Consider the following 26,228-nt stretch of genomic DNA (forward strand, 5'->3'; position numbering starts at 1 on the left):
CGCCGGACGGCTGAAATCCCAGCCCGTCCGGCGACCGAGGGCGCACCCGGTCAGGCGGGCAGCTGGGCCTCGATGGCCGCGATGAGCTCCGGCGCCTGCGGCTCCGTGCCCGGGCGCAGGCGCGCGACCGGCTCGCCCGCGGGCGAGATGAGGAACTTCTCGAAGTTCCACTGGACGTCACCGGCCTCGCCGTCCCCGTCCGCGAGCCCGGTCAGCTCGGCATAGAGGGGGTGGCGCCCTTCGCCGTTCACGTCGGTCTTCTCCAGCAGCGGGAAGCTGACACCGTACGTCGTCGAGCAGAAGGTCTGGATCTCCTCCGCGCTCCCCGGCTCCTGGCCGGCGAACTGGTTGCACGGCACGCCGAGCACGGTGAAGCCGCGGTCCGCGTACTCGTTCTGGAGCCGCTCCAGGCCCGAGTACTGCGGGGTGAGTCCGCACTTCGACGCGACGTTCACCAACAGGACCGCCCGGCCGCGGTAGTCGGCCAGGGAGGTGGGCTCGCCGGTGAGCGTGCGCAGGGGGATGTCGTACAGCGTCATGAGCTCTCCTTGTGAGGATGACTTCCACGGTCATTGTCACGCCCACAAGTTGATCGGCACGAACCCGATCGCCCGGATTCAGCCTAAGGGCTGTCCCGCCAGGGATTACGGGACAGCCCTTAGGACGGCTTTTCCTACAATGATGTGGACGGGCTCGCCGACCGATCCGATGTTTCCTGCGCGGAGCCGACCGCCTTGTAGTAGAAGGTCGTCGGTTTCAGGGTCCCTGCCGGGTCGACGGCGTAGTCCGGAATCCATCCGCACTCCGTCCAGCCCGCCGAACGGTAGAGCTGTTCGGCAGGACTGCCGCTCTCGGTGTCCAGCACGAGCAGCCTGACCCGCGCATCGGCGGCAGACTGCTCGGCGGTGGCGAGCAGTGACCGGCCGAGACCCTGGCCGCGGGCCGACGGACGGACCATCAGCTTGGCCACCTCCGCACGGTGGCGGGCGTTCGGCAGCGGAGCCCGGACCAGGCCGATGGTCCCGGCCACCCGCTCCGCGTCCCGGGCGATCCAGACCTGAAGATGTCCGGCGTCGACGGCCCCTGCCCTCTCCCGCCACCAGGCGGCGGCCACGTCACGGCCCAGCGGCGCGAGAAATCCCACCGACGATCCACCGTTCACGGTATCCACCAGGAGGGCAGCCAACTCATCGGCGTAGGTGACCAGTTCGGGTCCGGAGGCCAGGAAGATCTCGGTCATGAGGCGGGTCCTTTCACGGCAGGACGATCACCAGTGCGTAACGGACCTGCTCCGGTCCCGGGCAGTGGAAGTGCGAAGGACCGCGCAGCCGGAAGCGCAGACAGTCGCCGCTGCGCACGGTGTGCACGGTGCCGTCGACAGTGATCTCGACCGTCCCCTCCAGTACCCAGACATGCTGCTCCACACCGGACACGGGTGCGTTCTCGTACGCGATGGCGGCCCCGGCGTCGAGAGTGCCCTCGATGACCTCCGCGCGCAGGCCGGTGTGCGGAGGTGAGACCGAGCGGCGCACGAAGCCCGACGCCTCGTCCCGCCACACCGGTTGACGCGCGGCGGGAACCAACTGCGGTGGTTCCGCCTCCACCTCCATCAGCAGCCGGGACATCGTCCGCTCGTAGACCGTGCACAATGTGCCGAGCAGGGCGGCGGTCGGACTCAACTCGCCGCGCTCCAGCCGGGACAGTGTGGAGCGGCTCACCCCGCTGTGCCGGGACAACTCATCCAGCGACCAGCCGCGTTCGGTACGCAGTTCGCCCAGCCGTGCGGCGAGCCGGGCGTCGACGGAGCCGGGCTCCGCCCCTCCGAATTCTCTCACGGCAGAGACAATATCCCTGATCGGAGAAAAACTGTGTCATGGGCGATGGCCGGACGCGGTTGTTCTGCTGACCGGGTGCTGTCGTGCCACGCTTGTTTCGGGGAGGCCCCGGCGTGCCCACTTGGTCTGCCGGGTTGCTCTGCTACCCGAGGAGGCCGATATGGCCAGTGCCAGCAACGGGCCGAGTGTGGCGCGTGACACCACCCCGAGTTCGCATCATCCCTTCCGGTACGGCTGGACCACCTTCGCGGCCGTTCTGATGATCTTCGGCGGAGCGATGGCGGCCTTTGAAGGGATCGCCGCCATCGCCAAGGGCAGCGTCTTCGTCGCCACGCGCAACTATGTGTTCCAGTTCAGCCTCACCGGCTGGGGCTGGATCCACCTCCTTCTGGGCATCTTCATAGTCCTCGCCGGTGTTGCGCTGCTCACCGGGGTCGCATGGGCACGCGCCGTGGGCATCGTGCTCGCAGGCATGAGTGCACTCGCGAACTTCCTGTGGCTGCCCTTCTATCCGTTCTGGTCCATCGTGCTCATCGCCATCAACGTCGTCATCCTCTGGGCGCTGTGCGCGGGTCCGCAGGAGGAAGGGGCCTGAGGTCAGGGCCTGCCCGTCATTCTCGATCCGGTCGAGAGCCGGCACCCGTCGGCGAGTCGGGTGCCGGAGGTACGACGACCGATGACGGAGCGAGCCTGAGCGTGACGACATAGGAGATCACGACCGAGACGATCACCAGCGGCATGACGGTGAGGCCCTCGGACCCCAGCAGCAGGGTGGCCAGCAGCACCGAGGTCATCGGCAGCTTCAGCATCGCCACGCACATGGCGCCGATGCCCATCGCGAACCCCGACGTCAGGTTCAGCCCGGGGAGATGGGACAGCGCGATCCCGCACGCCGCTCCTACGAACATCGCCGGAAAGACGGGGCCTCCCCGGAAGCTGCTCAGGGACGCGCAGTACGCCAGCGCCTTGCAGAGGGCGAGCATCAGGAGCGTGGCAACCGAGTAGCCCGCGCTCTCGGAGAGCAGCGGGTCGAGCGCGCTCTGTCCGGAGTACAGCACCCCGGACGCGTCCCTTCCCGTGCCCAGTGCGTACCCGAACGCCACCAGCCCGACGACCAGGCCCATGACCACGGTGGCCACCACCGTCCGCCGTTCGACCCGAGCCTGCAGGAACAGGGCGAGCCGCTGAATGCCCGTACCGGCGAAGCCCGCCGCGAGGCCCAGCACAACCGCCCAGCCGAACTGCGCGATGTCGGTCTCCTCGGCGTGGGGCACGTGGTGGAGCGCCAGGGAGTACGTCCCCAGGCCGGTCCATGAGCCAAGACCGGTGAAGATGAGCGCCCCGATACCGGCGGCGAGCAGGCCCGGCACCAGGACCATCCCGAGCATCATCCCAGCCAGCCCTGAAGCCTCCATCAGGAGAAAGGCGCCCAGGAGCGGCGACCCCAGGAGTGCGCTGATGGCGGCGAAGCTCCCCGCAGCCGCCACCACGGCACTCGCCTTGGGGTTGATGCCGGGCTTCACCAGACGCACCGCGTACATGGCCAGACCGCCGCCGAGCGCGATGAGGGGCGCCTCGGGACCGAGTACCGCCCCGACGCCCAGCGAGGCGAGCGCCGCGAGTGCGACGCCGGGCAGCTCCACCGCCATGGGCGCTCCCGTGTTCATGAGACCGTCGGCGGGCCGGTGGCCGCCGTTCCCGGGGAGGTGGCGGACGGTCAGCCCGACCAACAGGCCGGACACGGCGAGCAGCGGCACCGGCCACCAGGAGGGCGTACCGGTGAAGCCCAGCGCCTTGGGCAGGTCGTCGTAGGTGAGCGACTGGAGTTCGTGGACGAGAGCGAGGAAGCCGAATGCCGCAGCCGAGATCGGGATTCCGAGAATCGCCGCCACCACGAGGAGCATGGCGTAAGCACGCGTGCGGATCAGTTTGAAGGGGTCCGGCGGCGCAATGGTGGGCGCTGCGACGGGCTTGGCCGACATGAACGTTGTCTCCTCAGCGTCGGAACCCATCCGGAACACGCTCTTCCGCAAGCGTCCACAAGGAGTTAGCACAATGCGGGGACATGGCCGTGTTGCACCCGCTGTGTGCGGGTGATTGATTTTCGTGCCGCCATTCGCTCGGGCCGGCGCCGTGGGCGAGCCATCGCCCACGGCGTCACAACGGCCGAGGCCGCCGTGCGATGTGAGCACGCGTCATGTCGCCGGAGGCCTGCCCCCGGCCGAGGGAAGCCGGCCCGCGCGTACCGCGTCGACGAGCGCCCGGTGGTCCCGCTCGTTCTGGTCGGCGTACTTCTCGGCGAAGTACGCCAGCGCACGGTCGAACGCGCGGCCGCGCCCCAGATAGGCGGCTATCGCGATCCGGTCGCCGGATCGCGCGTGGGCGCGGGCCAACGTGGCGCCGCAGACCTCGCCCAACACCCGCATGCCCGTCGGCGCCATGTCCGTCGGCTCGACTCCGCCCTTCCAGTCGCGCAGCTGGCGTACGTAGAAGTCGCGGCGCCGGCCGTCCATGCCGTCGACCCGTGCATGGCCGAGGAAGATGTCGCTCGCCGCCTGCATCAGCCGTTGTCCGGCGACCACCCGCTCGCCCTGGTTCCGGTAGATGCTCGCGCCGGCGTGCGGCGCGAGCACCGAGGTGTCGGCCTCCTTGGCCTGGAGGAGGAGCGGGTCGTCGCCGTCCCTGCCGAGCAGGAGGATGATCCAGCATCGCGTGCCGACGCTGGCCACGCCGACCACCTTGCGCGCCATGTCCACGAACCGGAAGTCCGCCAGCAGGGTCCGCCGATCCGACGGAAGACTGCGGCCGTAACGCCCGATCAGCCCGCGGAAGAGTTCCTGAAGAGCATTGCGCTCCACATCCGGGAGCAGATCGGCGACCGGTACGAGCAAAGGCGCGTCCGCGGCGATCCGTGGCTGCCCGTCCACCGTCTCGGTGAGTTTGTCGAAGGCCTGCAGACTGTCCCGCGTGCGGGCCTTCGCTGCGGCCCGGGCCAGGTTCTTGCGGCCCCCCTTCGCCAACTGTCCGGACGTCAGGGTCCGGAGGCGTTCGATGTCGATCCGCGCGTACCAGACGTCGAGGTTGCGCATGCCGGCGAACCGGATCATCGACTCCCGGTACGACCGCACCGTGGCCGGCACGATGTCCGCGCGTTCCCTGTCCGTGAAGCCGTTAGCCCGCCCCGCGACGGCGAAGCTGGCCGCCAGCCGCTTGACGTCCCACTCCCAGGGGCCGGGCAGTGTCTCGTCGAAGTCGTTGATGTCGAACAGCAGGTTCCGCTCGGGCGAGGCCAGCAGCCCGAAGTTCAGCAGGTGGGCGTCCCCGCACAGTTGGGCCCTGATCCCGGAATCCCCGGTGGTGGCCAGGTCGGAGGCCATGATCGAGGCGGCGCCTCGGTAGAAGTGCAACGGTGACTCGGTCATCCGTCCGTAGCGGATCGGGACGAGTCCGGACACTCTGGCCGCGGACTGTGCCTCCAGGATGTCCAGCGGGTCCGGCCGGTCCGCCGGCGGCTCGAACTCGGCATGGCTGGAGCGTGGCGTGTCACGCCGGGCCGCCTTGCCGCGAGCCGCTCGCTGTTCGGGCGTCGCGTGCGGTGCGGTACGGAGCATCGAGGTGGCGTCCTGGGGCATCCGAGACCCTCCTGACTGCTCCGCACCGTGCGTCCTGCGTCCGATCATCGCGGGTCAACCGGTTTCCGGCATTTCCGGCGTCATCCGGGCGGCTCGTACATCACGCTCCGTGGCCCCGCCTCTCGCTCGTCACGGCCGCGCGAAGCCTCGACGAGGCGCCGGACCGGGAGCGCGACCGGGAGCGCCGCTGACAGCGACGACCAGCAGGCCGACGGCCGCCGGGACCGGGGACCCGAACCGACCGGCAAAAATGCGGACCCGCCCCGCTTGCCGTCCGCGCGCGACAACCATCCGCGGCGGCGACGGACCGGAGGGGGCGGCTCGCACCCCTGGGCCATGGGAGGGACCCGCTGTCCGTCCGATGGCGTAACGGGGCACGTACCCGTGCGCGTGCGGCACCGAGATGCGCCGCGGCCCACCCGCTGGTGCAATGGCCGAGGCCGTGGTCTCCGGCGGAACCGGGGCGGTCGAGATGCTGAGGAGCTGGCGTGAGCAGCGAGAGCGACGAGACGGGACCGATCGACTACCTGGTGGTCGAGTTCCCGGCGGGAAGCCGGATGACGGGAGAAGGACTGCCCCTGCTGGTCGACCTGGTCGACCGGGGCATCATCCGCATCCTGGACCTGACGTTCATCAGGAAGAACCAGGACGGAACGGTCGAGGGCGTGGAACTCGCCGAGCTGACCGGGAACGGCGGCGATGCCCTGGCCGTGTTCGAAGGGGCGTCCTCCGGCCTGCTCGGCCAGGACGACATCGCCGAAGCGAGTGCGGTCCTCGAACCCGGCAGCGCTGCCGGAATCATCATCTACGAGAACGTGTGGGCGGGACCGTTCGCGGCCGCGCTGCGCCGCTCCGGAGGCCGCCTCGTCGCCAACGGGCGTATCCCGATCCAGGAGGTCCTGGCCTCGCTCGACGCGGCCGAGTCCACGGTCTGAGCCGTTACCGGCCCCATCGGGCGACGGTCCGCGCGGATCCCCGGCCGGGGCCGACCGTCCCCGCAGACAGTCAAAGGAGATACACCATGCCAGGCCTTCTTCGCGGCGTCGCCCGTACAGCGGTGATCGCCGGAACCGCCACCTCGGTCTCCAACCGGGTCTCCCGGCGACAGGCGGGCCGCTGGGCGCGGCAGGACGCCGCGCAGGCGCAGGCCGCCCCCACAGCGCCTGTGCCGCACGCTCCCACGTCTCTCGCGCCGGAGGACGAGATGAGCAACAAGATCGCTCAGCTCAAGGATCTCGGTGACCTCAAGAGCCAAGGAGTGCTGAGCGACAGCGAGTTCGCGGCCCAGAAGGCCAGAATCCTCGCCTCCTGACCAGTCCGGGCGCACCACCCGCCGCTGCGGCTCACTGCCTCCTGTCGTCCCAGGGAGTGCCCATCCAGCTGTCGAAGGTGCGGATCAGCGCCGTCAGCGCGGCTGCGAGCCGCCAGTCGACCCAGGGCGCGTGGACATGGATCTCGTCGTCGTCCGACCGGAACTCCAGCGGCACCTCCTGGCCGGCCCGCCAGATGACCCGACGCGGCCCGCGCGCCGCGTCGCCGTTGCCGCTCAGCAGGCTGCCCACGCAGATGGCAACCTGGACGGGGAGCAGCAGCCACCACACGTACCACCAGAAAACCCGGCCCTTGAGGCCGACCGCTTCCGGGCAACCGGGCTGGGCGACCGTCCAGCGCGTCCGCAGCCCCTTGCCGGATAGGGCCTTCTCGCGGACGAGCGTGCCGATGAGTTCGCCCTGTGCGCCCAGCACCTGGTACGTGGCGACGCCATCGGCCGCGGACGTGGTGACCACGGTGGCCAGCCGTGCCCGGCGCTCGGGGTCGGCCCACAGGACGAAGGAACGCGCCCCCGTCTTGCGGGCCGCGAGATAGGCCGGTATCCCGCCCGGCGGCAGCTCGCGCTCCACATGGGCGACCACCCGGGACGCGCCGCCGGGCTCGTCCGCGAACTTGACGACATGGCCGATGGGCGTGCCCCCATCCGGGGCGATGTCCTGTTTTGCCTTCTTGTCCCTCTTCGGCCGGGGGACCGACTCCAATGTCAGCACACTGCTCACCCGCGAACTCCTCCGTTGTATGCCGTTCGGAAGTCGCACAGTAGACGGGCATCTTGAGAGGATCGATTCGTGGAGTCCGCTGAACCCTTCCCCGAATCCGGCATCGAGCCCTTGCCCGAGGACGGTCCGACCGACCGGACCGCCCGCCGACGGGTGGTGCGCTGCCGCATGTGCGGGCGCCCGCTCACCGGTACGGAGTCACGCCGCACCGGCCTCGGCCCCGCCTGCGACGCCAAACTGCACCCGGCGCCCCCGGACATCCGCACCCGCCGCCACAAGGTCGAGCAGGACCCGCTCCCCGGCATCTGAGCCCGGGCACGGCTACTCGCCCAGGCGGCGGAACAGCCCCTCCTGCACCACGGACACCAGCAGATTGCCCCCGCGGTCGTAGATCCGGCCGCGCGCCAGCCCCCGTCCGCCTGTTGCGATCGGCGACTCCTGGTCGTAGAGGAACCACTCGTCCGCACGGAACGGCCGGTGAAACCACATCGCGTGGTCCAGCGATGCCATGTCGAAACCGCGCGGACCCCACAACGGCTCCACCGGGATACGCACCGCGTCGAGCAGCGTCATGTCACTGGCGTACGTCAGCGCGCAGGTGTGCACCAGCGGGTCGTCGCCCAGCGGGCCGACCGCACGCATCCAGACCGCACTGCGCGGGTCCGCGCCCTTGGTCTCCTCCTGCGTCCAGCGCAACCGGTCGACGTACCGGATGTCGAAGGGCTGCCGGCGGGCCATGCGCTCCAGCGCCTCCGGAAGCGCCCCGAGGTGCGCACGCACCTCCTCGGCGACGGTCGGCAGCTCCTCGGGGTCGGGGACCTCGCGGGCGGGCGGCAGCTGGTGCTCGAATCCCGCCTCCTCCGGCCGGTGGAAGGACGCCGTCAGACTGAAGATCGTCCGGCCCTGCTGGACGGCAGTGACCCGGCGAGTGGTGAACGACCGGCCGTCCCGGATGCGCTCGACTTCGTAGACGATCGGCACACCCGGACGCCCAGGTCGCAGGAAGTAGGCGTGCAGCGAATGGACAGGCCGGTCCCCGTCGGTGGTACGGCCGGCTGCCACAAGCGCCTGTCCGGCGACCTGCCCGCCGAAGACCCGCTGCAGCGACTCCTGGGGGCTGCGCCCACGGAAGATATTGACCTCGATCCGCTCCAGGTCGAGCAGATCGACCAGGCGCTCGGCGGGGTTCGTCATGCGGTTCGTCTCCACTCTCGCAGCGGCGCCGCTCCCACGGCGTACGCCCTCACAGCTGACCGACGGAGGTGACGCGGACGACGGCCCGGCCCTCCTCGTCGGAGGCGGCCAGATCGATTTCCGCGCTGATGCCCCAGTCGTGGTCGCCGTTCGGGTCGGCGAAGGTCTGCCGGACCCGCCACAGGCCGTGCGCGGCGTCCTCGTCGATCTTCAGCAGCTTCGGCCCGCGGGCGTCCGGGCCGGTGCCCAGGTCCTCGTACTCGTCCCAGTAGGCGTCCATCGCATCGCCCCACGCGTCCTCGTCCCAGCCCGCGTCGCCGTCCAGCCCGCCGAGCTCGCCGACCCTGTCCAGCGCGGCCAGCTCGACCCGGCGGAACATCGCGTTGCGCACCAGCACCCGGAAGGCGCGGGCGTTGGCCGTGACCGGCTTCACCTCGTCGGCCCGCTCCTGCGCCTCCTCGGCGGTCTCCACCTCCGGGTTGGCGAGCTGCTCCCACTCGTCGAGGAGGCTGGAGTCCACCTGTCGGACCATCTCGCCGAGCCAGGCGATCAGGTCCTCCAGGTCCTCGGACTTGATGTCGTCCGGAATCGTGTGCTCCAGAGCCTTGTACGCGCTCGCGAGATAGCGCAGCACAATGCCCTCGGTGCGGGCCAGCTCGTAGTTGGAGGTGAACTCCGTGAACGTCATGGCGCGTTCGTACATGTCACGGATCACGGACTTCGGTGACACCGGGTGGTCGCCCACCCACGGGTGGCTCTTGCGGTAGACGTCGTACGCGTGCCACAGCAGCTCGCTCAGCGGCTTCGGGTACGTGACGTCCTGGAGCAGTTCCATGCGCTCCTCGTACTCGACACCGTCCGCCTTCATCTGCCCGACCGCTTCGCCGCGTGCCTTGTTCTGCTGGGCGGCGAGGATCTGCCGTGGGTCGTCGAGCGTCGACTCGACGACGGAGACCATGTCCAGCGCGTACGAGGGAGAGTCGGGGTCCAGCAGGTCGAACGCGGCCAACGCGAAGGTGGACAGCGGCTGGTTGAGCGCGAAGTCCTGCTGGAGATCGACGGTGAGCCGGACGATACGGCCCTCCGCGTCCGGCTTGTCGAGCTGCTCCACGACACCGCCGTCCAGCAGCGAGCGGTAGATCGCGATGGCCCGGCGGATGTGACGCAGCTGCGCCCTGCGCGGCTCGTGGTTGTCCTCCAGCAGATGCCGCATCGCCTCGAAGGCATTGCCGGGACGTGCGATCACGGACAGCAGCATGGTGTGCGTGACCCGGAAGCGGGAGGTCAGCGGCTCCGGATCGGACTGGATCAGCTTGTCGAAGGTGGTCTCCGACCAGGCGACGAAGCCCTCGGGGGCCTTCTTGCGGACCACCTTGCGCTTCTTCTTCGGATCGTCGCCGGCCTTCTTGACGGCCTTCTCGTTCTCGATGACGTGCTCGGGCGCCTGCGCCACGACGAAGCCCGCCGTGTCGAAACCGGCCCGGCCCGCGCGGCCCGCGATCTGGTGGAACTCACGGGCGCGCAGCGTACGGACACGGGTGCCGTCGTACTTGGTGAGCGCCGTGAACAGCACTGTGCGGATGGGCACGTTGACGCCGACGCCGAGGGTGTCCGTACCGCAGATCACCTTCAGCAGACCGGCCTGGGCGAGCTTCTCCACCAGGCGCCGGTACTTCGGCAGCATGCCCGCGTGATGCACCCCGATGCCGTGGCGCACATAGCGGGAGAGGTTCTGGCCGAACTTGGTGGTGAAGCGGAAGTTGCCGATCAGATCGGCGATCTTCTCCTTCTCCGCCTTGGTGCACATGTTGATGCTCATCAGCGACTGCGCCCGCTCGACGGCCGCGGCCTGCGTGAAGTGCACGATGTAGACGGGCGACTGCCTGGTCTCCAGGAGTTCGGTGAGGGTCTCGGTGATCGGGGTCAGCCGGTACTCGTAACTGAGCGGCACCGGCCGGGTCGCGGAGCGCACCACGGAAGTGGGGCGTCCGGTGCGGCGGGTCAGGTCCTCCTCGAACATCCTGACGTCACCGAGCGTGGCCGACATCAGGACGAACTGGGCCTGCGGCAGCTCCAGGAGCGGGATCTGCCAGGCCCAGCCGCGGTCCGGCTCGGCGTAGAAGTGGAACTCGTCCATCACGACCTGGCCGATGTCGGCGTACTTCCCGTCACGCAGCGCGATGGAGGCCAGCACCTCGGCCGTGCAGCAGATCACCGGGGCGTCGGCGTTGACGGAGGCGTCGCCGGTGAGCATGCCGACATTCTCCGTGCCGAACAGCTTGCACAGGTCGAAGAACTTCTCCGAGACCAGCGCCTTGATCGGCGCGGTGTAGAAGGTGACCTTGTCCTGCGCCAGGGCGGTGAAGTGCGCAGCCGCCGCGACCAGACTCTTGCCGGAGCCGGTCGGTGTGGAAAGGATCACATTCGCGCCGGAGACCACCTCGATCAGCGCCTCCTCCTGAGCGGGATAGAGGGTGATGCCCTGCGTCTCGGTCCATGACGAGAAAGCCTCGAAGAGGGCGTCGGGGTCGTCGGTCGGGGGCAGCTGATCGATAAGGGTCACGCCCCCATCTTGCCTGCCTTCCGCCCGGATGAGGGAACCGGACGACCGTATGAAGATCACGGACGGTACGCTGCCCACTCAACTCGGCCGTGCCTGGGCGGCAATGGCGGCGGGACAATTTTGGGGGCGGGAAGAACAATGATGGGACCGGCACATTCTCTGTCAGGGGCGGCGGCCTGGCTGGGGGTGGGCGCGGCGGCGGCCTCCGCCGGCCACGCGATGCCGTGGCCCGTCCTCGTCGTCGGTGCGCTGATCACCGCCGGAGCCGCGCTCGCCCCGGACCTCGACCACAAGTCCGCGACCATTTCGCGCGCCTTCGGGCCGGTCTCCCGGGGACTCTGCGAGATCGTCGACAAGCTCTCGCACGCCGTCTACAAGGCGACCCGGGGCTCCGGCGACCCGCGCAGGAACGGTGGCCACCGGACTCTGACGCACACCTGGCTGTGGGCGGTCCTGATCGGCGCCGGGGCCTCCGCCGCGGCGATCACCGGCGGCCGGTGGGCGGTCCTGGCGATCCTCTTCGTCCATCTGGTGCTCGCCGTCGAAGGACTGCTGTGGCGGGCGGCCCGGATGTCGAGCGACGTCCTGGTCTGGATGCTCGGCGCGACCAGCGCCTGGATACTGGCCGACGTCCTGGACAAGCCGGGGAACGGCTCGGACTGGCTGTTCAGCGCCCCCGGCCAGGAGTATCTGTGGCTCGGGCTGCCGATCGTGCTCGGCGCCCTCGTCCATGACATCGGTGACGCGCTGACCGTCTCCGGCTGCCCGATACTGTGGCCCATCCCGCTGGGCCGCAAGCGCTGGTACCCGATCGGGCCGCCGAAGGGCATGCGCTTCCGGGCGGGCAGCTGGGTGGAGCTGAAGGTGCTGATGCCGGCCTTCATGGTGCTCGGGGGAGTGGGCGGGGCGGCGGCGCTGAACTTCATCTGACCGCGGCGATCCGACCGCTGCGATCAGACCTCGGGATTCCGGCCTCGGGATTCCGACCGCCGCAATCCGACCGCCACAATCCGGCCGCCGGATTGCGGCCGTCTGTGCGCTCAGGCCGACTCGCGGGGCACCGGGATCGCGATCAGGTCGTTGGCACACCACGGCGTCCGGCCGCTCAGCGCGCGGCGGTGGCCCCGCCCCGGCCGCCCTCGCGGGTGAAGCCGGTCCAGGCGCAGCCGACACCGCACATCGACCCGCAGGTGCTGGGCGGAGAAAGGTCCAGGCTCCTCAGCCGTGCCAGGACCGCCACAGCGCCGCATAGGCGCCGCCCGCCGCCACCAGCTCGTCATGGCTTCCCAGTTCGCTGATCCGGCCGCTCTCGACCACCGCGATCACATCCGCGTCGTGTGCGGTGTGCAGCCGGTGGGCGATCGCCACTACGGTGCGACCGTCCAGCACCCGGGCCAGTGAACGCTCCAGGTGCCGGGCGGCCCGCGGGTCCAGCAGCGATGTCGCCTCGTCCAGCACCAGCGTGTGCGGATCGGCCAGAACGAGCCGGGCCAGTGCGATCTGCTGGGCCTGAGCCGGCGTCAGCGCCAGGCCGCCGGAGCCGACCTCGGAGTCCAGCCCCTCCTCCAGGGTCCTCACCCAACCGTCCGCGTCGACTGCCGCGAGCGACTCCCACAGCTCGGTGTCCCCGGCGCCGGTACGGGCCAGCAGGAGGTTGTCCCGCAGCGAACCGACGAACACATGGTGCTCCTGGTTGACCAGCGCCACATGCGTCCGTACGCGCTCCGCCTTCATCCGCGACAACTCCGCTCCACCGAGCGTGACTTCACCCGTACGCGGGGCGTAGATCCCGGCCAGCAGCCGGCCCAGGGTGGACTTGCCGGCGCCGGACGGACCGACCAGTGCGAGGCGCGTACCCGGTGCGACGTCCAACGACACCTTGTGCAGGACGTCGAGCCCGGCGCGGTAGCCGAAGTGCACCTCGTTCGCTTGGACATCACGGCCGTCCGGGACGACCTCCGCATCGCCCGCGTCCGGCTCGATGTCCCGTACGCCGACCAGCCGGGCCAGCGACACCTGCGCGACCTGCAACTCGTCGTACCAGCGCAGGATCAGGCCGATCGGGTCGACCATCATCTGCGCCAGCAGCGCACCCGTCGTCAGCTGTCCCACGGTCAGCCAGCCCTCGATGACGAACCAGCCGCCGAGCATCAGCACCGCGCCGAGAATCACCACGTAGGTGACGTTGATGACGGGGAAGAGCACGGAACGCAGGAAGAGCGTGTACCGCTCCCACGCCGTCCACTCCTTGATCCGCCGGTCCGACAGTGCCACCCGGCGCGCACCCAGCCGGTGGGCCTCCACGGTGCGCCCGGCATCCACGGTCTCCGCGAGCATCGCTGCGACCGCCGCATACCCGGCGGCCTCCGAACGGTACGCGGACGGCGCCCGCCTGAAGTACCAGCGGCAGCCCAGGATCAGGACGGGCAGGGCGACCAGAACCGACAGCGCCAACGGCGGAGCCGTCACGGTGAGCGCGGTCAGGAGCAGCCCCGCCCACACCACACCGATCGCCAGCTGCGGCACGGCCTCGCGCATCGCATTGGCCAGCCGGTCGATGTCCGTGGTGATCCTGGAGAGCAGATCACCGGTCCCGGCCCGTTCCAGTACGCCCGGCGGCAGCCCCACCGACCGTACGAGGAAGTCCTCGCGCAGATCGGCCAGCATCTCCTCACCGAGCATCGCGCTGCGCAGGCGCATCATCCGGGTGAACACGGTCTGTACGATCAGCGCGAGCGCGAACACCCCGGCGGCGCGCTCCAGATGCAGGTCGGTGACGCCGTCGGAGAGGTCCTCGACCAGTCCGCCCAGCAGATACGGGCCGACGATCGAGGCGATCACCGCGATGGCGTTGAACGAGATGAGCACGGTGAACGGCCTGCGGTGGCGCCGCAGCAGCTCCCGTACATAGCTCCGTACGGTGGTGGGGGTGCCGACCGGCAGGGTTGTCGCCGACTCCGGCGCGGCCGGGTCGTAAGCCGGTTCTGCGACGCCGATCATGCCCGTTCCTCGATTTCCTCGATCGTCTTGATCTTGTTGATCGCGTCCTGAGAGGTCAGGACCGTGATCTCGTCATCCGTCTCGCGCGTCACGACCGCTCGGTAGCGCGGGTCCGTGTGCAGGAGTTCACGGTGCGCGCCGACCGCGACGACAGCGCCCCGGTGCACCAGCACCACTTGGTCCGCGAGGTCGAGCAGCAGCGGTGACGAGGCGAACGCCACGGTCGTACGACCCTGGCGCAGTGCCTTGATTCCGGCGGCGACCCGGGCCTCCGTGTGCGAGTCGACAGCGGAGGTCGGCTCGTCGAGAACCAGCGCCTCCGGATCGGTCACCAACGAGCGGGCCAGAGCGAGCCGCTGGCGCTGGCCACCCGAGAGCGACCGGCCGCGTTCGGTGATGCGTGTCGTCATCGGGTCGCCGTCCGTGGCGACGGACGCCTGCGCCAATGAGTCGAGCACGTCGTCGCACTGGGCGGCGGACAGTGCGTCCTCGGCGCTCACCCGGCCGGACGACGGAACGTCGAGCAGCTCGCGCAGTGTGCCTGAGAGCAGTACCGGATCCTTGTCCTGGACCAGTACGACGGTCCGTGCCGTGTCCAGCGGGAGTTCGTCCAGCGGTACGCCACCGAGCAGGACGGACGGGATCTTCTGCGTCGTCGAGGCGTCGTCCGTGGAGTCGCGTGCTCCGTTCTCCGTTGAATCCTCCGCCCCGTTCCCGGCCTGGTCGGCGTCCGAGTCAGCGTCCGCGTCCGTGTTTGCATGCGCGTGTCCGCCGAGACGCTCGGCCAGCCTGCCCGCCTCGTCCGGATCGCCGCAGACCACTGCGGTGAACAGGCCGGCCGGGGCCATCAGCCCGGTGACCGGGTCGTACAGATCGCCGGTCGGTGTCGCGTCGACGGTCGACGGCTGGGCCGTGCGGTGCAGAGAGAGCACCCGGACCGCGCGCTGGGCGGAGGGCCGCGAGAAGGAGTACGCCATCGCGATCTCCTCGAAGTGGCGCAGCGGAAACAGCAGCAGCGACGCCGCGCTGTACACCGTGACCAGCTGACCGACCTCGATCCGGCCGTCGTGGGCCAGCGACGCCCCGTACAGGACCAGTGAGATGAGCAGCACGCCCGGCAGCAGCACCTGGATCGCCGAGATCAGCGACCACATCTGTGCGCTGCGCACCGCGGCCTTGCGGACCTCCTGCGAGGCGCGCCGGTAGCGGCCCAGAAACAGTTCCTCACCGCCGATCCCGCGTAGTACCCGCAGCCCGGCGACGGTGTCCGAGGCCAGTTCGGTGGCCTTGCCCGCCTTTTCGCGCTGGAGGTCGGCGCGCCGAGTGGCCCGGGGGAGCAGCGGCAGCACGGCCAGGGCCAGCAGCGGCATGGAGAGTGCCACCAGTACGCCCAGCGACGGCAGATAGAGGATGAGCCCCACGCAGATCAGCACGAGAGCGGCAGCGGCCGCCGCGAAGCGGGAGAGCGCCTCGACGAACCAGCCGATCTTTTCGACGTCGCCGGTGGACACCGCGACGACCTCGCCCGCGGCGACCCGGCGGGTCAGCGCAGCGCCGAGCTCCGCGGTTTTACGGGCCAGCAACTGCTGAACGCGCGCGGCGGCAGTGATCCAGTTGGTGATGGCGGTCCGGTGGAGCATGGTGTCGCCCAGCGCGATCAGCACACCCAGGACCGCGATCAGGCCGCCCGCCCACGCGAGCCGGCTGCCGGAACGGTCGACGACCGCCTGCACGGCGAAGCCGATGGCAGGCGGCAGTCCGGCGAGGGAGCACTGATGCAACAGACCCCAAGACATGGACTTGAGCTGGCCGCGGAGCTGATTGCGGCCGAGCCACAACAGGAAACGTGGGCCCGACCGGACATCGGGATCGCCGGGATCCGAGTACGGAAGATCGCGAATCTGCATGACGTCCCATGGGTCGGTGTGTATCGGTTTGTTCGGTGAATGACTCAAACCGTGCAAGGTTCGCCCCGGGACGTCCGTCGAAGCAATTGGTTTTCTCCAGGAACGGCACTTGGACCGACCGGCACATGGGGGGGGTGGGAGAAGGAGAGGGACTGGGTGCGTGCAGCTGCAAGGCGGAGGAGGGAGGCAACGCGGAGCATTGTTGACCGACGGCAACGCCGCAGATGCGCGTGCGCAGCCCTGTGACGCCGCCTCCCATGTGCCGGTCGGTCTTATCGCGCCGTGGTCGCGATGCGAGCATGGGAGGTGCTGCGGGGCCGGCTCGACCGAGCAGACCCCGCAGCCCGTCGTATCGGCCCGTCAGGCCTTCTCCGGATCCTCCGAGTCCATGCCGAAGCGGGCCTTCTTCCACTCACCGCGGGTGAAGTCCGGAATCTGCTGTGGCGCGCCCTTCGCCTTGATGGACAGATGGCTGAGCGGAACAGGTGACGTCCACGTCGCGGCGTCGTACACATCGAAGTCGGGGACAAGGCCGAGCCGCATGCACTGCATCAGCCGGAACACCAGCATGTAGTCCATACCACCGTGACCGCCGGGCGGGTTGGCGTGTTCCTTCCACAGCCAGTGGTCCCACTGGGTGTACTTGGCGAAGTCGCCCCAGTTGTCGTCCGTGTGGTCGGGCTCGATGTAGATACGGGCCGGGTAGTCCTCGAAGACACCCTTCGTACCGCCGAGGCTGTTGATCCGCGAGTACGGATGCGGAGTGGACACATCGTGCTCCAGCCGGATGACCCGTCCCTTGGCGGTCTGGACGAGACTGATCGTGCGGTCGCTCTCGATATAGGTCTCCTTCCAGCTCGGATCACCGGCCGGCATGTTCTTCTCGCGGTACTCGGCGAGCCCCAGGGACGGGGAACCGACACTGGTGATGCTCACCGCACGGTCGCCGCGGTTGATGTCCATGTAGTTGGCGACCGGACCGAAACCGTGGTTGGGGTAGAGATCGCCGCGCAACCTGGTGTGCCACAGCCTGCGCCAGGGACCTTCGTAGTACCCCGGGTCGAACATCAGGCCGCGCAGATCGTGGTTGTACGCGCCCGCGCCGTGCAGCAGATCACCGAAGAGACCGGCATGCGCCATGCGCAGCACCCGCATCTCGTTCCGTCCGTAACAGCAGTTCTCCAGCTGCATGCAGTGGCGTCTGGTGCGCTCGGAGAGATCGACCAGCTCCCAGAGCTGGTCGAGCTGAAGAGCGATCGGACACTCCACACCGACATGTTTGCCGTTCAGCATGGCGGTCTTCGCCATCTCGAAGTGGAAGTCCCAGGGCGTTGCCACATAGACGAAGTCGATGTCCCCGCGCTTGCAGAGATTCTCGTAGTCTTCCTCGCCGTTGGTGTAGACGGCGGGCGCCGGCTGACCGGCGGCGGTCACCTTCGCCGCCGCCCGTTCGGCCTTGGCCTTGACCGGGTCGCATACGGCGACGACCTGTACGCCGCCGACGGCGAGGAAGAGATCGATCATGCTGCCACCGCGGTTGCCGAGGCCGACGATGCCGACCCGGACGGTGGAGCGCCGGTCGAACGGCACCCCCACCATGGTGCGCCCCTGGCGCTTCGGAGCGGCCGCCTGTCCCGCGACCGCGGCCTCCGGGCTCCGGGTGGGGGCGGCAGCGGCCGCGGTGGCGCTGCTGAGACCGCCGAGTCCGAGCCCGGCACCGGCCACTTGGGCGGTCGTCCACAGGACCGAGCGGCGGCTCATCGAGCCTTCGTCGCCGTTCTGCGTACCGTCGTCCTGCTGTGCTGCGTCGTTCATCGATCCTCCAGAAGGGGGGTCTGACGTGCGCGGCTGGTAAATGAACCTTGGTAAGGACCTTGGTAGTTGAGATTGCTGATGCGCAAGGGGGCTGATTGGACTCCTGCTCCGAAACCATGGACTTTCGTGCACACACAAAAGCCGGGACGTGCTCGGAAACCGAGCCCGCCCCCGGCGGTTGAGGCAGGCATCGTCAGGTCCATCGGGCGGCCTTGGTGTTCTGACCCCGGGGGGACGGTGATCACTGAGAGGGCGCCCCGGAAAAGGGGGAGCGTCCGAGGAACAGAACGGGCAGGTCAGCGAAAGCAACCCCGAACGGGCCGTGCGTCTACGCGTCCGGCGACGGCGCAAGGCCCGCCCGAGGACCCGCTGATCACAACCGAGAACAGCCCTTAGGAGGGGAAGAACACAGGCAGAAACGCAACCTCACCCGTTCGCATGGCCTGTTCGTACATCTGTCGGACATACATGCCTGCCTCCGACTCCCGTCCGGCATGCCGTTCGCCGTCGGCCAGCAGCCCTAGGGCGAGCGTCTGGTGCAGCGCCAGTCCGTCCTTTGCCGCTGCGGCCACCGCTTGGCGCGCCGCTCGCAGCACATCCGGCCCGGGGGCGCCGAGACGTGCCCCTGCCCAGGCCAACGGTGCCTGGTGCAGACGCCACCACATCTTCAGTCCGGTCTTCCCGGCCAGTTCAACGGCTCGACGCCCATTGCCGATTGCACGGTGGGCATCGTCTTCCAGTACGGCGAGAATGCTGTCGGTATAAAATGTGGCTACTTGTTCAACCGGGCGGTAGCCAGGCTCGTTGAACACCTGGCTGACGAGTTCTTGGTGCACTTTGCGGGCAGCTTTGGAGTTGCCATTCAACGAGTGCGCCAACACCTGCCAGCGGCGCGCGGCGATGTGCGAGCGGCACCCGGCGAAATGGTTCTGTGGCGTCACATCGGAGAACGCAAGGCTTGCGTCCAGTTCGGCAAGGGCCTCCGCCGGCCGTCCGCGTTCGTGCAGCACGATGCCGCGGCCCAAATGGGCGATCGCGCGTAACTGCGGGACGTTCTCCCGGGCGGCGAGTTCGAGCAGACTCGGTATCAACGTCTCGGCCTGTGCGAAGTGGGCTCTGCCCAGCAGGCCGAGAATCCGCGCCGGGGCGACGACGAGGTCCTGGGGCCGCCCCAGGACACGGCCGAGGTAGTCGATGCGGTCATAGATCGCCTGTGTCGAGCGCGCGTAGTCTCCGTCGACGATGCGGGCTGCATCCGCTCGGCGCAGCTGAACGGACAACTCGGCCTCCGCGTATTGCGGCTCGCCCGCCGGTCCAGCCACCAGGACCGCGGCATGGCTCAGCCATCTGAGCGCCTGGCTGTAGGCGAAACGGTGCATGGCGTGCTCGGCCTTGGCAACCAGAGGTGCGATCGCATCGGCCGGCGGCACTCCCTGAAGGGCGGCGCGTGTGTGTCGCGCGATACTCCGCGCGATCGCCTCGGGATTGACCGCTCCGGCGGTGAACAAGCCGACGGTACGGCAGTGCAGTTCCGCGCGGATCGGCCCAGGCATTTCCTGGCGTACGACATCCCTCACCAGCGGATGCAGAAAGTCGATACGCGTGGGGTCGTCCGGGTCCACCTGCAACAGACCTGTGCGGATGGCCCTTCTCACGTCCTGCGCGGAGGCTCCGCCGGCGACCGCCAACTCCCGTACCGTGGCGATCGTGTTCTCCGGGCTCAGGATGGCGCAGGCATACAGAACGGTGAGTACGCCCGATGGAACACCGGAGAGCCGTTCCATGATCACTTCGCGTAGTCGCGGCGGCAACAGCTCGCGTACATGCGTGACGCTCATCCCGCTGCGCACCGCGTCCAGGAGTCCCAGCAGCAGGTACGGGTTGCCGCCGGATCGATCATGCAGAACGGCGCACATCTCCGGATCGGCGTCCCGGCCGAAAGCGGCGGTGACGGTCCTTCGACTCTCCTGGGACGACAGGCCCTCCAGCCTGATCTCCTCGGCGTTCGGCAGCTGAAGCACAAGCGCCCGTGCCGCCCGCCAGTCGGGATCGTCGGCGATACGAAAGGTCCGCGAGGTGACGATGAGCAGCAGCGACGACTCGACTGTCTGCTCCATGAGGAAACGCATCAGGGCGAGCGAGCTGGAGTCGGCCCGCTGGAAGTTCTCCAGTACCAGAACCAGCGGACGGTCGGCCAAGGCCAGAAGGACCTGGCTCACGGCGTCCCGGAACGCGAACGTTCCGGCTTCGGTCGGCCGGCCGCAGGAATCGGTGGCCGGGCACACGTCCGGTTCGGGACCGAGGAAGCCGACTTGCCGCCGTACGGCCGGCGTCAGCGTCTGGACCGCTTCCGGTCGTCTGGCCACCGCTTGGCGCAGCACCTGGGACCACGGCCAGTACGCCGGCATGTCGTCGTCCTGCGGGCAGTAGACCGTGCAGACATCGATGTCAGTTTCGCGACACAGCTGCCCGAACCGTTGAAGCAGCCAAGTCTTGCCCACACCGGCTTCCCCTACGAGGAGCACGCTTCGTCCGCTGCCTCGGTGAATGGTGTCCAGGGCGGCCACAAGGCGCCCCATCTCGCGCTCGCGTGTGGCCGGCGGATCCGCGTCCCGGCCCGCCGGTGGCGTCGGCATGGCCGGCCGACCGGCTCTTTCGGCGGGCTGCGCCGCCTGGACGGGGCGCTCAGCCACAGGGCTCTCAGCCACAGGGCTCTCGGTGACGGGGCTCTCGGTGACGGGGCTCTTGGCCGGCAGGGGACCTGACAGGGGCTCGGACGCGCTGCACGACGGAGTGAGCGAGGGATCGTGCCGCAGTATGTTCTCGTGGACCTGCTTCAGCTCGGGGCTGACATCGGCGCCGAGTTCCCCGGCGAGGTACTTCCGCGTGCGCTCGAAGGTGTAAAGTGCGTCGGCCTGCCGACCGCAGCGGTACTGGGCGCGCATGAGCTGGTACACCAATCGTTCCCGCATCGGATGCAGGTACACCTCCTGCTCGAGTACCGGCAGCAATTCCTGACTGCGGCCCAGCGTGAACGCGCACTCGGCGCACTCCTCCAGCGCGGTCAGCCGCAGATCACCCAGCCGCGTAGCTTCCTGGACCGCGAACTCGTAGTCGGCCAGGTCCTCGAAGGGAGGTGCGTCCCAGCCGCGCAGCGCCTGGGACAACAGGCCGAAGGCTTCCGACTGTTCGCCACGATGCCGGGCGGCCACCCCACGGCGGACGGCCTGCTCGAATCTCATGACATCGACGTGCTCCGAGGGCACGACCAGAACATAACCGGGCGAGCGGTGTTTCAACTGCAGCTCCACCCCGCCACTCAGCGGTCTGTCCGCTATCAGCTTGCGCAGCCGGGAGATGTACGACTGGAGAGTGGTAACCGCCTGCCCGGGCGGTTCGGTCCCCCAGATGTTCCTGACAAAGGACGAGATGGATACCACTTTGCCGGCATTGACCAACAAGAGAGCCAGTACCGCGCGGCGGCGCGGCGGCCCCAGTTCCACCGGCCCCTCGGGCAGACACACGGTCATCCTGCCGAATGCGGAGATCACAGTAGGGGTAGCGCCACTGCCCGGAGAAGGAGGCAGTCGCCACGCTCCACCGACGTTCTGGACTAAACCATCTATCATTAGGCCCTCTCGCGTCCATACTCCCCTGAAATGCGGTGGCCCGTCGGCGGGATGGCAGATACTGTCGGTACGCGCGTGGTCCGCAGCGATGGCGGAGTGACCGCGCACGTTGGCACGCCCGCCTGAACACCGCATGACGGATCGGTGGTCAGCCAACCCGTCGTACTCACCGGACGTCAGGGCGGCGTACACGCTTGCCGGCTGCGGCGCGCACACTGCCCAGATCTCAAACCGGTCACAGAATACCACCCGCTACCGGATGGACACAGGGCGTGGTCGACCAACATCATCTGAACAAGAGATGACTCTTGGGCGGCGCGCAGTGAGCGCGGCGGGAAACGCCGGACGTCGGGGCCACGACGCAGGAGCGTCGGAAGGTACGCCGAGCCGACCGGGATCAGGTCGAGTAGTCAGCGTTGATACGAACGTACCCTTCGGTCAGGTCACAGCCGTACACGGTGAAGGCGCCGGCCGCGATGCCGAGATCAATGCCGATGACGACCTCGCTGCCTCGCATTTGCTCGGCTACTGCGGCGCGCACTTCGTCCTCGTCCTGTGCACCGTCCCGGCCGGGCGGGTACACGGCCACGTCACCGAAGCGGATGACGACCCTGTCCTGGTCGATGTCGGTGTCGTCGGAGCACTTGCCGATGGCCATCGCGACCCGACCCCAGTTGGGGTCGCCGCCGTGCACCGCGGTCTTCACGAGAGGCGAGTTGACGACGGCCTTGCCCACGCGTTTGGCCTGTGTGTCGTCCCGCGCCCCGGTCACCCGCACCTCGATGAGCTTGCCCGCGCCTTCGCCGTCGCCGGCGATGTCCTTGACGAGCCGGAGCGCCACCTCGTGCAGCTTCTCCTCGAATTCGGCGAGGTCGACGGGGCCGGCCAGTCCATTGGCGAACAGGGCAGCCGTGTCGCTGGTGGAGGTGTCGGTGTCGATGCTGACCGCGTTGAAGGTCCGGTCCATTACACGGCGGAAGACACGGTCCTGGTCCTCGGGACTCAGCCGCGCGTCAGTGGCGAAAAAGGTCAGCAGCGTCGCCATGTCGGGTTCCAGCATGCCGACCCCCTTGGCGATACCGGTGATCACCGCGTCGCCGACCCGCGCACGGGCCACTTTCGGCCGCGTGTCCGTGGTCATGATGGCTCGGGCCGCCCGGTCGAAGCCGCCCTCGGGCAGCACTGGTGAGAGGGTTTTGATGTGGTCCCTGAGGGCTGCCATCGGATACTGCCGACCGATTACACCTGTGGAGGCAATGAGTAGTTCGTCCTCCGCCAGGCCTACCGCCCGCGCCACCGAGGCGCGTACCTCACGTGCGTTGGCCTCGCCCTCCGCGCCGGTGGCGACGTTCGCGTTGCGGGCGAGGACGACGACTCCCCTGGCCGTGCGGTCCGCGACCGCCTCGCGGCTCAGCGTCACGCTGGGGCCGACGAAACGGGAGCGGGTGAAGACCGCACTCACCACGGCCGGCGTGGTGGAGATCAACACGGTGAAGTCGTCCCGGCCGTCGTCCGCCAGTCCGGCCGGTGCCGTGTGCACCGAGAAGCCCAGCGGCTCGCGTGCTGCGCTGTCTGTCACGGTCAGTCCTCTCTGCGGATGCGGAAACCGAGTGCACAGCCCGGCGATACGCCCGTCAGGCACAGTCGATCTTTACCATGTTCCTTGTGCCCGGGGCGAATTACGGCCGGCCGCCTCGCGTGTGGCGCACCCGGTCGGCGGGGGGCGACCCGCAGGATGATCCTGTGCAAGGCGGTCGGCGGTCCTCGTTTGCCGACGGGGCTCAGCGGCGCGGTACGAAGTCCACGATGTCGCCGGCCCGCTCCCCTCCGGACAGCTGTCCATTGCGGTCGGTGCGGATGTAGACGCGGTGCAGCCACCGGTCCCTGCCGTCCCAGCGCGGGGTGAAGGGGGTACGGGCGTGGGTGGTACGGAAGTTGTCCACGATCAGTACGTCGCCGGGAACAAGGTGCACCGCTTCGCGCACCTCGTCCAGTGCCTTCGACAGCACGGCGACGGCCTCGACGTCGGCGGGGTCCCGCGGTACGAGCAGCTCACGGTCGTACCCGAGGTGAGGGTCCTGCGGGTCGCCGTAGAGTGGCTTGACATTGGCGATCGCTCCCGGATCCTTGACACCTCCGCGGAAGGCGACGTCCACGCAGCAGGGCAGGGGCCGGTCGAAGAGGCGGGCGCGAATGTCGTCCGGCAGGAGCGGCAACGCCTTGCGGACCGAGCCCACGAGGGTGGCCGCCTTGTGCTCATGGTCCGCCCAGGAGCAGGCCAGCATCACGTAGTTCGGCTGGCGCACGTGGTAGGCCATCTCCGTGTGGAACTCCAGCAGTGTCTCCGAGGTCTCGGAGGAGAGGTGGTGGGCGCCCGGCGAGGGGTACACGTCGTGGTACACGGTGGCGGAGCGCAGCTCCCGGTAGCCGGTGTGCAGTCCGAGACGGCGGCCTACGACGGCGAGCATCGCCTCCATGTTCAGCAGCGGTCGGTCCACTGGCGCGGGAGTTGTCCCGGGAGTGGACGGCAGGTCGCCGTCCTCCTCCACCGGCAAGCCGCGCAGCAACAGGTACCCGTTCTGGTTGCCGTCGGCGTTGAACTCGTCCAGTGCCGCCGCCAAGGGTTCGGGCAGGGCGGCAGCGGCGGTGTGCGCGGCCTCCAGGAAGCCGTACAGGTCCGTACGGGGGACCGGGGGCAGTTGCGCAGCCAGGGCCAGCAGTTCACCGGAGAATTCGGGGCAGTCGACTACGGTCACTGGGATGTCCTCTCTCGGAGCTGGGCGCGGGCGTACTGGTAGAGGAGTTCGGCACCGATTTCGGTGGCCAGGACAGAGGTGATGCCGCCGTGGTCGTAGAGCGGGGAGACCTCCATGACGTCGAAGCCCACCGGGTGCAGATCGCCGGTGGTGCGCAGCAGGGCGAGCACCTCGCGCGAGGTGGGACCTCCCGGGGCAGGGGTACCCGTACCCGGCGCGAAGGCCGGGTCCACCACGTCGACATCCACCGACACGTAGACAGGTGCGTCGCCGATCTTTTCCCTCACCAGCTGTCCGGTGGCCTCGGGGCCGAGCGAGCAGAACTCGTCCGAGGTGACGATGCGTACGCCGTGGCCGCGCGCGTAGTCCAGTGAGTCGGGCCGCGGGTTGTGTCCCCTGATACCGATCTGCAGCATGCGCTGCGGGTCGACGAGCTTCTCCTCGATGGCATGCCGGAAGGGGGTGCCGTGGTGGTACTCGCCCCCGTAGAAGGCGGGGTTGGTATCGGAATGCGCGTCCAGGTGCAGGACGGCGACCGGTCCGTGCTTGGCCGCGACGGCGCGCAGGGCTGCCAGCGTCAGCGAGTGGTCGCCGCCGATCATGAGGAAGGCGGCGTTGTCGGCGAGGAGACCGGTCAGGTGCTGCTGGGCGGTGTCCATGGCGATGTGCATGTTGAACGGGGTCAGGTCGATGTCACCCGCGTCGACGCAGCTGATGAGATCGAAGGTGCCGGGCCCGCGGTCGATGCCCACCCCGTGGATGAGCCCGGACTCGTTCCTTACGGCTCGAGGGCCGAAGCGCGCGCCGGGCCGGTAGCTGGTACCGCCGTCGTAGGGGGCACCGATGACCACGACGTCCTTGTCCTTTGGCGACGGATCGTGGGGAAGGCGCATGAACGTCGGGATCTGTGCGTAACGGGGGGAGACGTTGATATTGATCTGTTCCACGGTGTGGTCCCTCCTTGCGGTGCGGACCGGTGACCGGTCGCACGACGGTTCATGACGGTCGCCCTTCACGTCATCGCGGGACCGGCCGGGCGCCGGATTCCAGCCGGTCGGTGACGAGCTCCAGCACGGCGCCGGTCGACACCTCGTCCGGGTGCCGGCCGTCGACGACGACCTGGTCGAACAGCTCCCGGATCATCAGCCGCTTGGCGTCGCGGACACGGTCGCGCGGGACACCGGCGTCCGTCAGCAGGCGGGTGAAGGCCGAGGCGGTGCCCGATCCCTCGTGGACGCCGAGCTTGGGGCGGATGACGACCTCGTGTGGCAGGACATCTCTCATGGCGGCGCGCAGTACCCATTTGTCCTGCTTGTGGCGGCGCTTCAGTCCCGCCTCCAGTGGGACCAGGACGTCGAGGACGTCGCGGTCCCAATAGGGGTGGGTGGACCAGTGCCCGCCGATTCCGGAGAGGACCGGCGTCATCTCGTTCAGCCCGTCAAACGTGTCCATGTCATAGCAGACAGCCGTATCCAGCTCCGGCAACCGCTCCTCACGGTGCATGCCACCGAGCGGGATGTCGGCTCCGTAGCCAGTGAGGACGCGTCGGCCGGTGCCTTCCAGACGCAGATACAGGGCGGTCAGCGGGAGCAGGTACTCAACGATGTCAGGGTGAAGGGATTCGGCCGCCCAGACCGTGTGGGGGAGCCGACCCAGCAGGTCGGCGGTGGAAATGGTGATCTCTTGGTGCGCGGAGGCCAAGTGGTCGGCGACGACCCGCGCCTGCGGGAATTCGTCGGCCTTCTCGGTGCCCATCCCTCTCTTCGGAGGGAATCCCCGCCTTCGGGCGGGGAGGGAATCCGATCCTGAACCCTGCGGCGCGGAGCGCCGCAGCATCGCTCCGGAA

20 protein-coding genes and 1 pseudogene are annotated in these 26,228 nt (G+C 68.8%); 5 read left to right on the plus strand and 16 right to left on the minus strand.

The window, feature by feature from the left end; translation table 11 throughout:
- Window positions 1-50: 50 nt before the first annotated feature.
- The 3 genes from ABTZ94_RS22415 to ABTZ94_RS22425 form a co-directional block, all read right to left on the minus strand.
- Window positions 51-539, minus strand: a complete 489-nt coding sequence (locus ABTZ94_RS22415) for a glutathione peroxidase (protein WP_351202826.1) — start codon at window positions 537-539, stop codon at window positions 51-53.
- Window positions 540-673: 134 nt separating this feature from the next.
- Window positions 674-1,240, minus strand: a complete 567-nt coding sequence (locus ABTZ94_RS22420; RefSeq protein WP_351202827.1) for a GNAT family N-acetyltransferase — start codon at window positions 1,238-1,240, stop codon at window positions 674-676.
- 13 nt (window positions 1,241-1,253) lie between these two features.
- On the minus strand, window positions 1,254-1,835 hold the full coding sequence (locus ABTZ94_RS22425; RefSeq protein WP_351202828.1) for a helix-turn-helix domain-containing protein: 582 nt from the start codon (window positions 1,833-1,835) through the stop codon (window positions 1,254-1,256).
- 160 nt (window positions 1,836-1,995) lie between these two features.
- Between ABTZ94_RS22425 and ABTZ94_RS22430 the strand changes: the two genes are divergently transcribed.
- The gene (locus ABTZ94_RS22430) at window positions 1,996-2,430 is read left to right on the plus strand and encodes a DUF7144 family membrane protein (protein WP_351202829.1); all 435 of its coding nucleotides are present in this window, start codon (window positions 1,996-1,998) and stop codon (window positions 2,428-2,430) included.
- Window positions 2,431-2,446: 16 nt separating this feature from the next.
- On the opposite strand, the gene ABTZ94_RS22435 is transcribed toward ABTZ94_RS22430, so the two are convergent.
- Both ABTZ94_RS22435 and ABTZ94_RS22440 read right to left on the minus strand, forming a co-directional pair.
- The gene (locus tag ABTZ94_RS22435) at window positions 2,447-3,817 is read right to left on the minus strand and encodes a chloride channel protein (protein ID WP_351202830.1); all 1,371 of its coding nucleotides are present in this window, start codon (window positions 3,815-3,817) and stop codon (window positions 2,447-2,449) included.
- Window positions 3,818-4,030: 213 nt separating this feature from the next.
- Window positions 4,031-5,467 carry a DUF2252 domain-containing protein gene (locus ABTZ94_RS22440; protein ID WP_351202831.1) on the minus strand — a complete coding sequence of 479 codons (1,437 nt, stop codon included), beginning with the start codon at window positions 5,465-5,467 and terminating at the stop codon, window positions 4,031-4,033.
- Between the two features lie 488 nt (window positions 5,468-5,955).
- Here ABTZ94_RS22440 and ABTZ94_RS22445 point away from each other — a divergent pair, with 488 nt between their 5' ends.
- Window positions 5,956-6,402 (plus strand): DUF6325 family protein, encoded by a 447-nt coding sequence (locus ABTZ94_RS22445; protein ID WP_351202832.1) that lies wholly within the window; start codon window positions 5,956-5,958, stop codon window positions 6,400-6,402.
- 86 nt (window positions 6,403-6,488) lie between these two features.
- A complete protein-coding gene (locus tag ABTZ94_RS22450; protein ID WP_351202833.1) occupies window positions 6,489-6,779 on the plus strand; it encodes an SHOCT domain-containing protein in 291 nt (96 codons plus the stop codon).
- A gap of 31 nt (window positions 6,780-6,810) precedes the next feature.
- Here ABTZ94_RS22450 and ABTZ94_RS22455 read toward each other — a convergent pair whose 3' ends face one another.
- Complete coding sequence (locus ABTZ94_RS22455; RefSeq protein WP_351202834.1) at window positions 6,811-7,518, minus strand: hypothetical protein; 708 nt, start codon at window positions 7,516-7,518, stop codon at window positions 6,811-6,813.
- Between the two features lie 69 nt (window positions 7,519-7,587).
- Between ABTZ94_RS22455 and ABTZ94_RS22460 the strand changes: the two genes are divergently transcribed.
- Window positions 7,588-7,827, plus strand: a complete 240-nt coding sequence (locus ABTZ94_RS22460) for a DUF6011 domain-containing protein (protein WP_502967289.1) — start codon at window positions 7,588-7,590, stop codon at window positions 7,825-7,827.
- Window positions 7,828-7,839: 12 nt separating this feature from the next.
- Here the strand turns inward: ABTZ94_RS22460 and ABTZ94_RS22465 are convergent, their stop codons facing one another.
- Window positions 7,840-8,712, minus strand: a complete 873-nt coding sequence (locus ABTZ94_RS22465) for an acyl-CoA thioesterase (protein ID WP_351202835.1) — start codon at window positions 8,710-8,712, stop codon at window positions 7,840-7,842.
- A 49-nt stretch (window positions 8,713-8,761) separates the two neighbouring features.
- A complete protein-coding gene (locus ABTZ94_RS22470) occupies window positions 8,762-11,335 on the minus strand; it encodes a DEAD/DEAH box helicase (protein WP_502967290.1) in 2,574 nt (857 codons plus the stop codon).
- A gap of 78 nt (window positions 11,336-11,413) precedes the next feature.
- Between ABTZ94_RS22470 and ABTZ94_RS22475 the strand changes: the two genes are divergently transcribed.
- On the plus strand, window positions 11,414-12,205 hold the full coding sequence (locus ABTZ94_RS22475; protein WP_351202837.1) for a metal-dependent hydrolase: 792 nt from the start codon (window positions 11,414-11,416) through the stop codon (window positions 12,203-12,205).
- Window positions 12,206-12,493: 288 nt separating this feature from the next.
- On the opposite strand, the gene ABTZ94_RS22480 is transcribed toward ABTZ94_RS22475, so the two are convergent.
- From ABTZ94_RS22480 to ABTZ94_RS22515, 8 genes and pseudogenes are all read right to left on the minus strand, one after another.
- Window positions 12,494-14,275 (minus strand): ABC transporter ATP-binding protein, encoded by a 1,782-nt coding sequence (locus ABTZ94_RS22480; RefSeq protein ID WP_351202838.1) that lies wholly within the window; start codon window positions 14,273-14,275, stop codon window positions 12,494-12,496.
- Window positions 14,272-16,182 carry an ABC transporter transmembrane domain-containing protein gene (locus ABTZ94_RS22485; protein ID WP_351202839.1) on the minus strand — a complete coding sequence of 637 codons (1,911 nt, stop codon included), beginning with the start codon at window positions 16,180-16,182 and terminating at the stop codon, window positions 14,272-14,274. Before ABTZ94_RS22485 ends, ABTZ94_RS22480 begins: the two co-directional genes overlap by 4 nt.
- A gap of 360 nt (window positions 16,183-16,542) precedes the next feature.
- The gene (locus tag ABTZ94_RS22490; protein ID WP_351202840.1) at window positions 16,543-17,997 is read right to left on the minus strand and encodes a Gfo/Idh/MocA family protein; all 1,455 of its coding nucleotides are present in this window, start codon (window positions 17,995-17,997) and stop codon (window positions 16,543-16,545) included.
- Window positions 17,998-18,389: 392 nt separating this feature from the next.
- Window positions 18,390-21,548, minus strand: coding sequence for an ATP-binding protein (locus ABTZ94_RS22495; protein ID WP_351202841.1), 3,159 nt, complete (start codon window positions 21,546-21,548; stop codon window positions 18,390-18,392).
- 475 nt (window positions 21,549-22,023) lie between these two features.
- A complete protein-coding gene (gene argJ / locus ABTZ94_RS22500; RefSeq protein WP_351202842.1) occupies window positions 22,024-23,205 on the minus strand; it encodes a bifunctional glutamate N-acetyltransferase/amino-acid acetyltransferase ArgJ in 1,182 nt (393 codons plus the stop codon).
- 202 nt (window positions 23,206-23,407) lie between these two features.
- Entirely contained in the window at window positions 23,408-24,382 is a 975-nt protein-coding gene (gene cs1, locus ABTZ94_RS22505) for a clavaminate synthase Cs1 (RefSeq protein ID WP_351202843.1), read from the minus strand.
- Window positions 24,379-25,275, minus strand: a complete 897-nt coding sequence (speB, locus tag ABTZ94_RS22510) for an agmatinase (RefSeq protein WP_502967291.1) — start codon at window positions 25,273-25,275, stop codon at window positions 24,379-24,381. Before speB ends, cs1 begins: the two co-directional genes overlap by 4 nt.
- A 124-nt stretch (window positions 25,276-25,399) precedes the next feature.
- Window positions 25,400-26,140, minus strand: a pseudogene (locus ABTZ94_RS22515) (asparagine synthase C-terminal domain-containing protein); the annotation flags it as partial.
- Window positions 26,141-26,228 lie beyond the last annotated feature (88 nt).

The sequence above is a fragment of the Streptomyces sp. NPDC002785 genome (assembly GCF_040295565.1).
Lineage (GTDB): Bacteria > Actinomycetota > Actinomycetes > Streptomycetales > Streptomycetaceae > Streptomyces.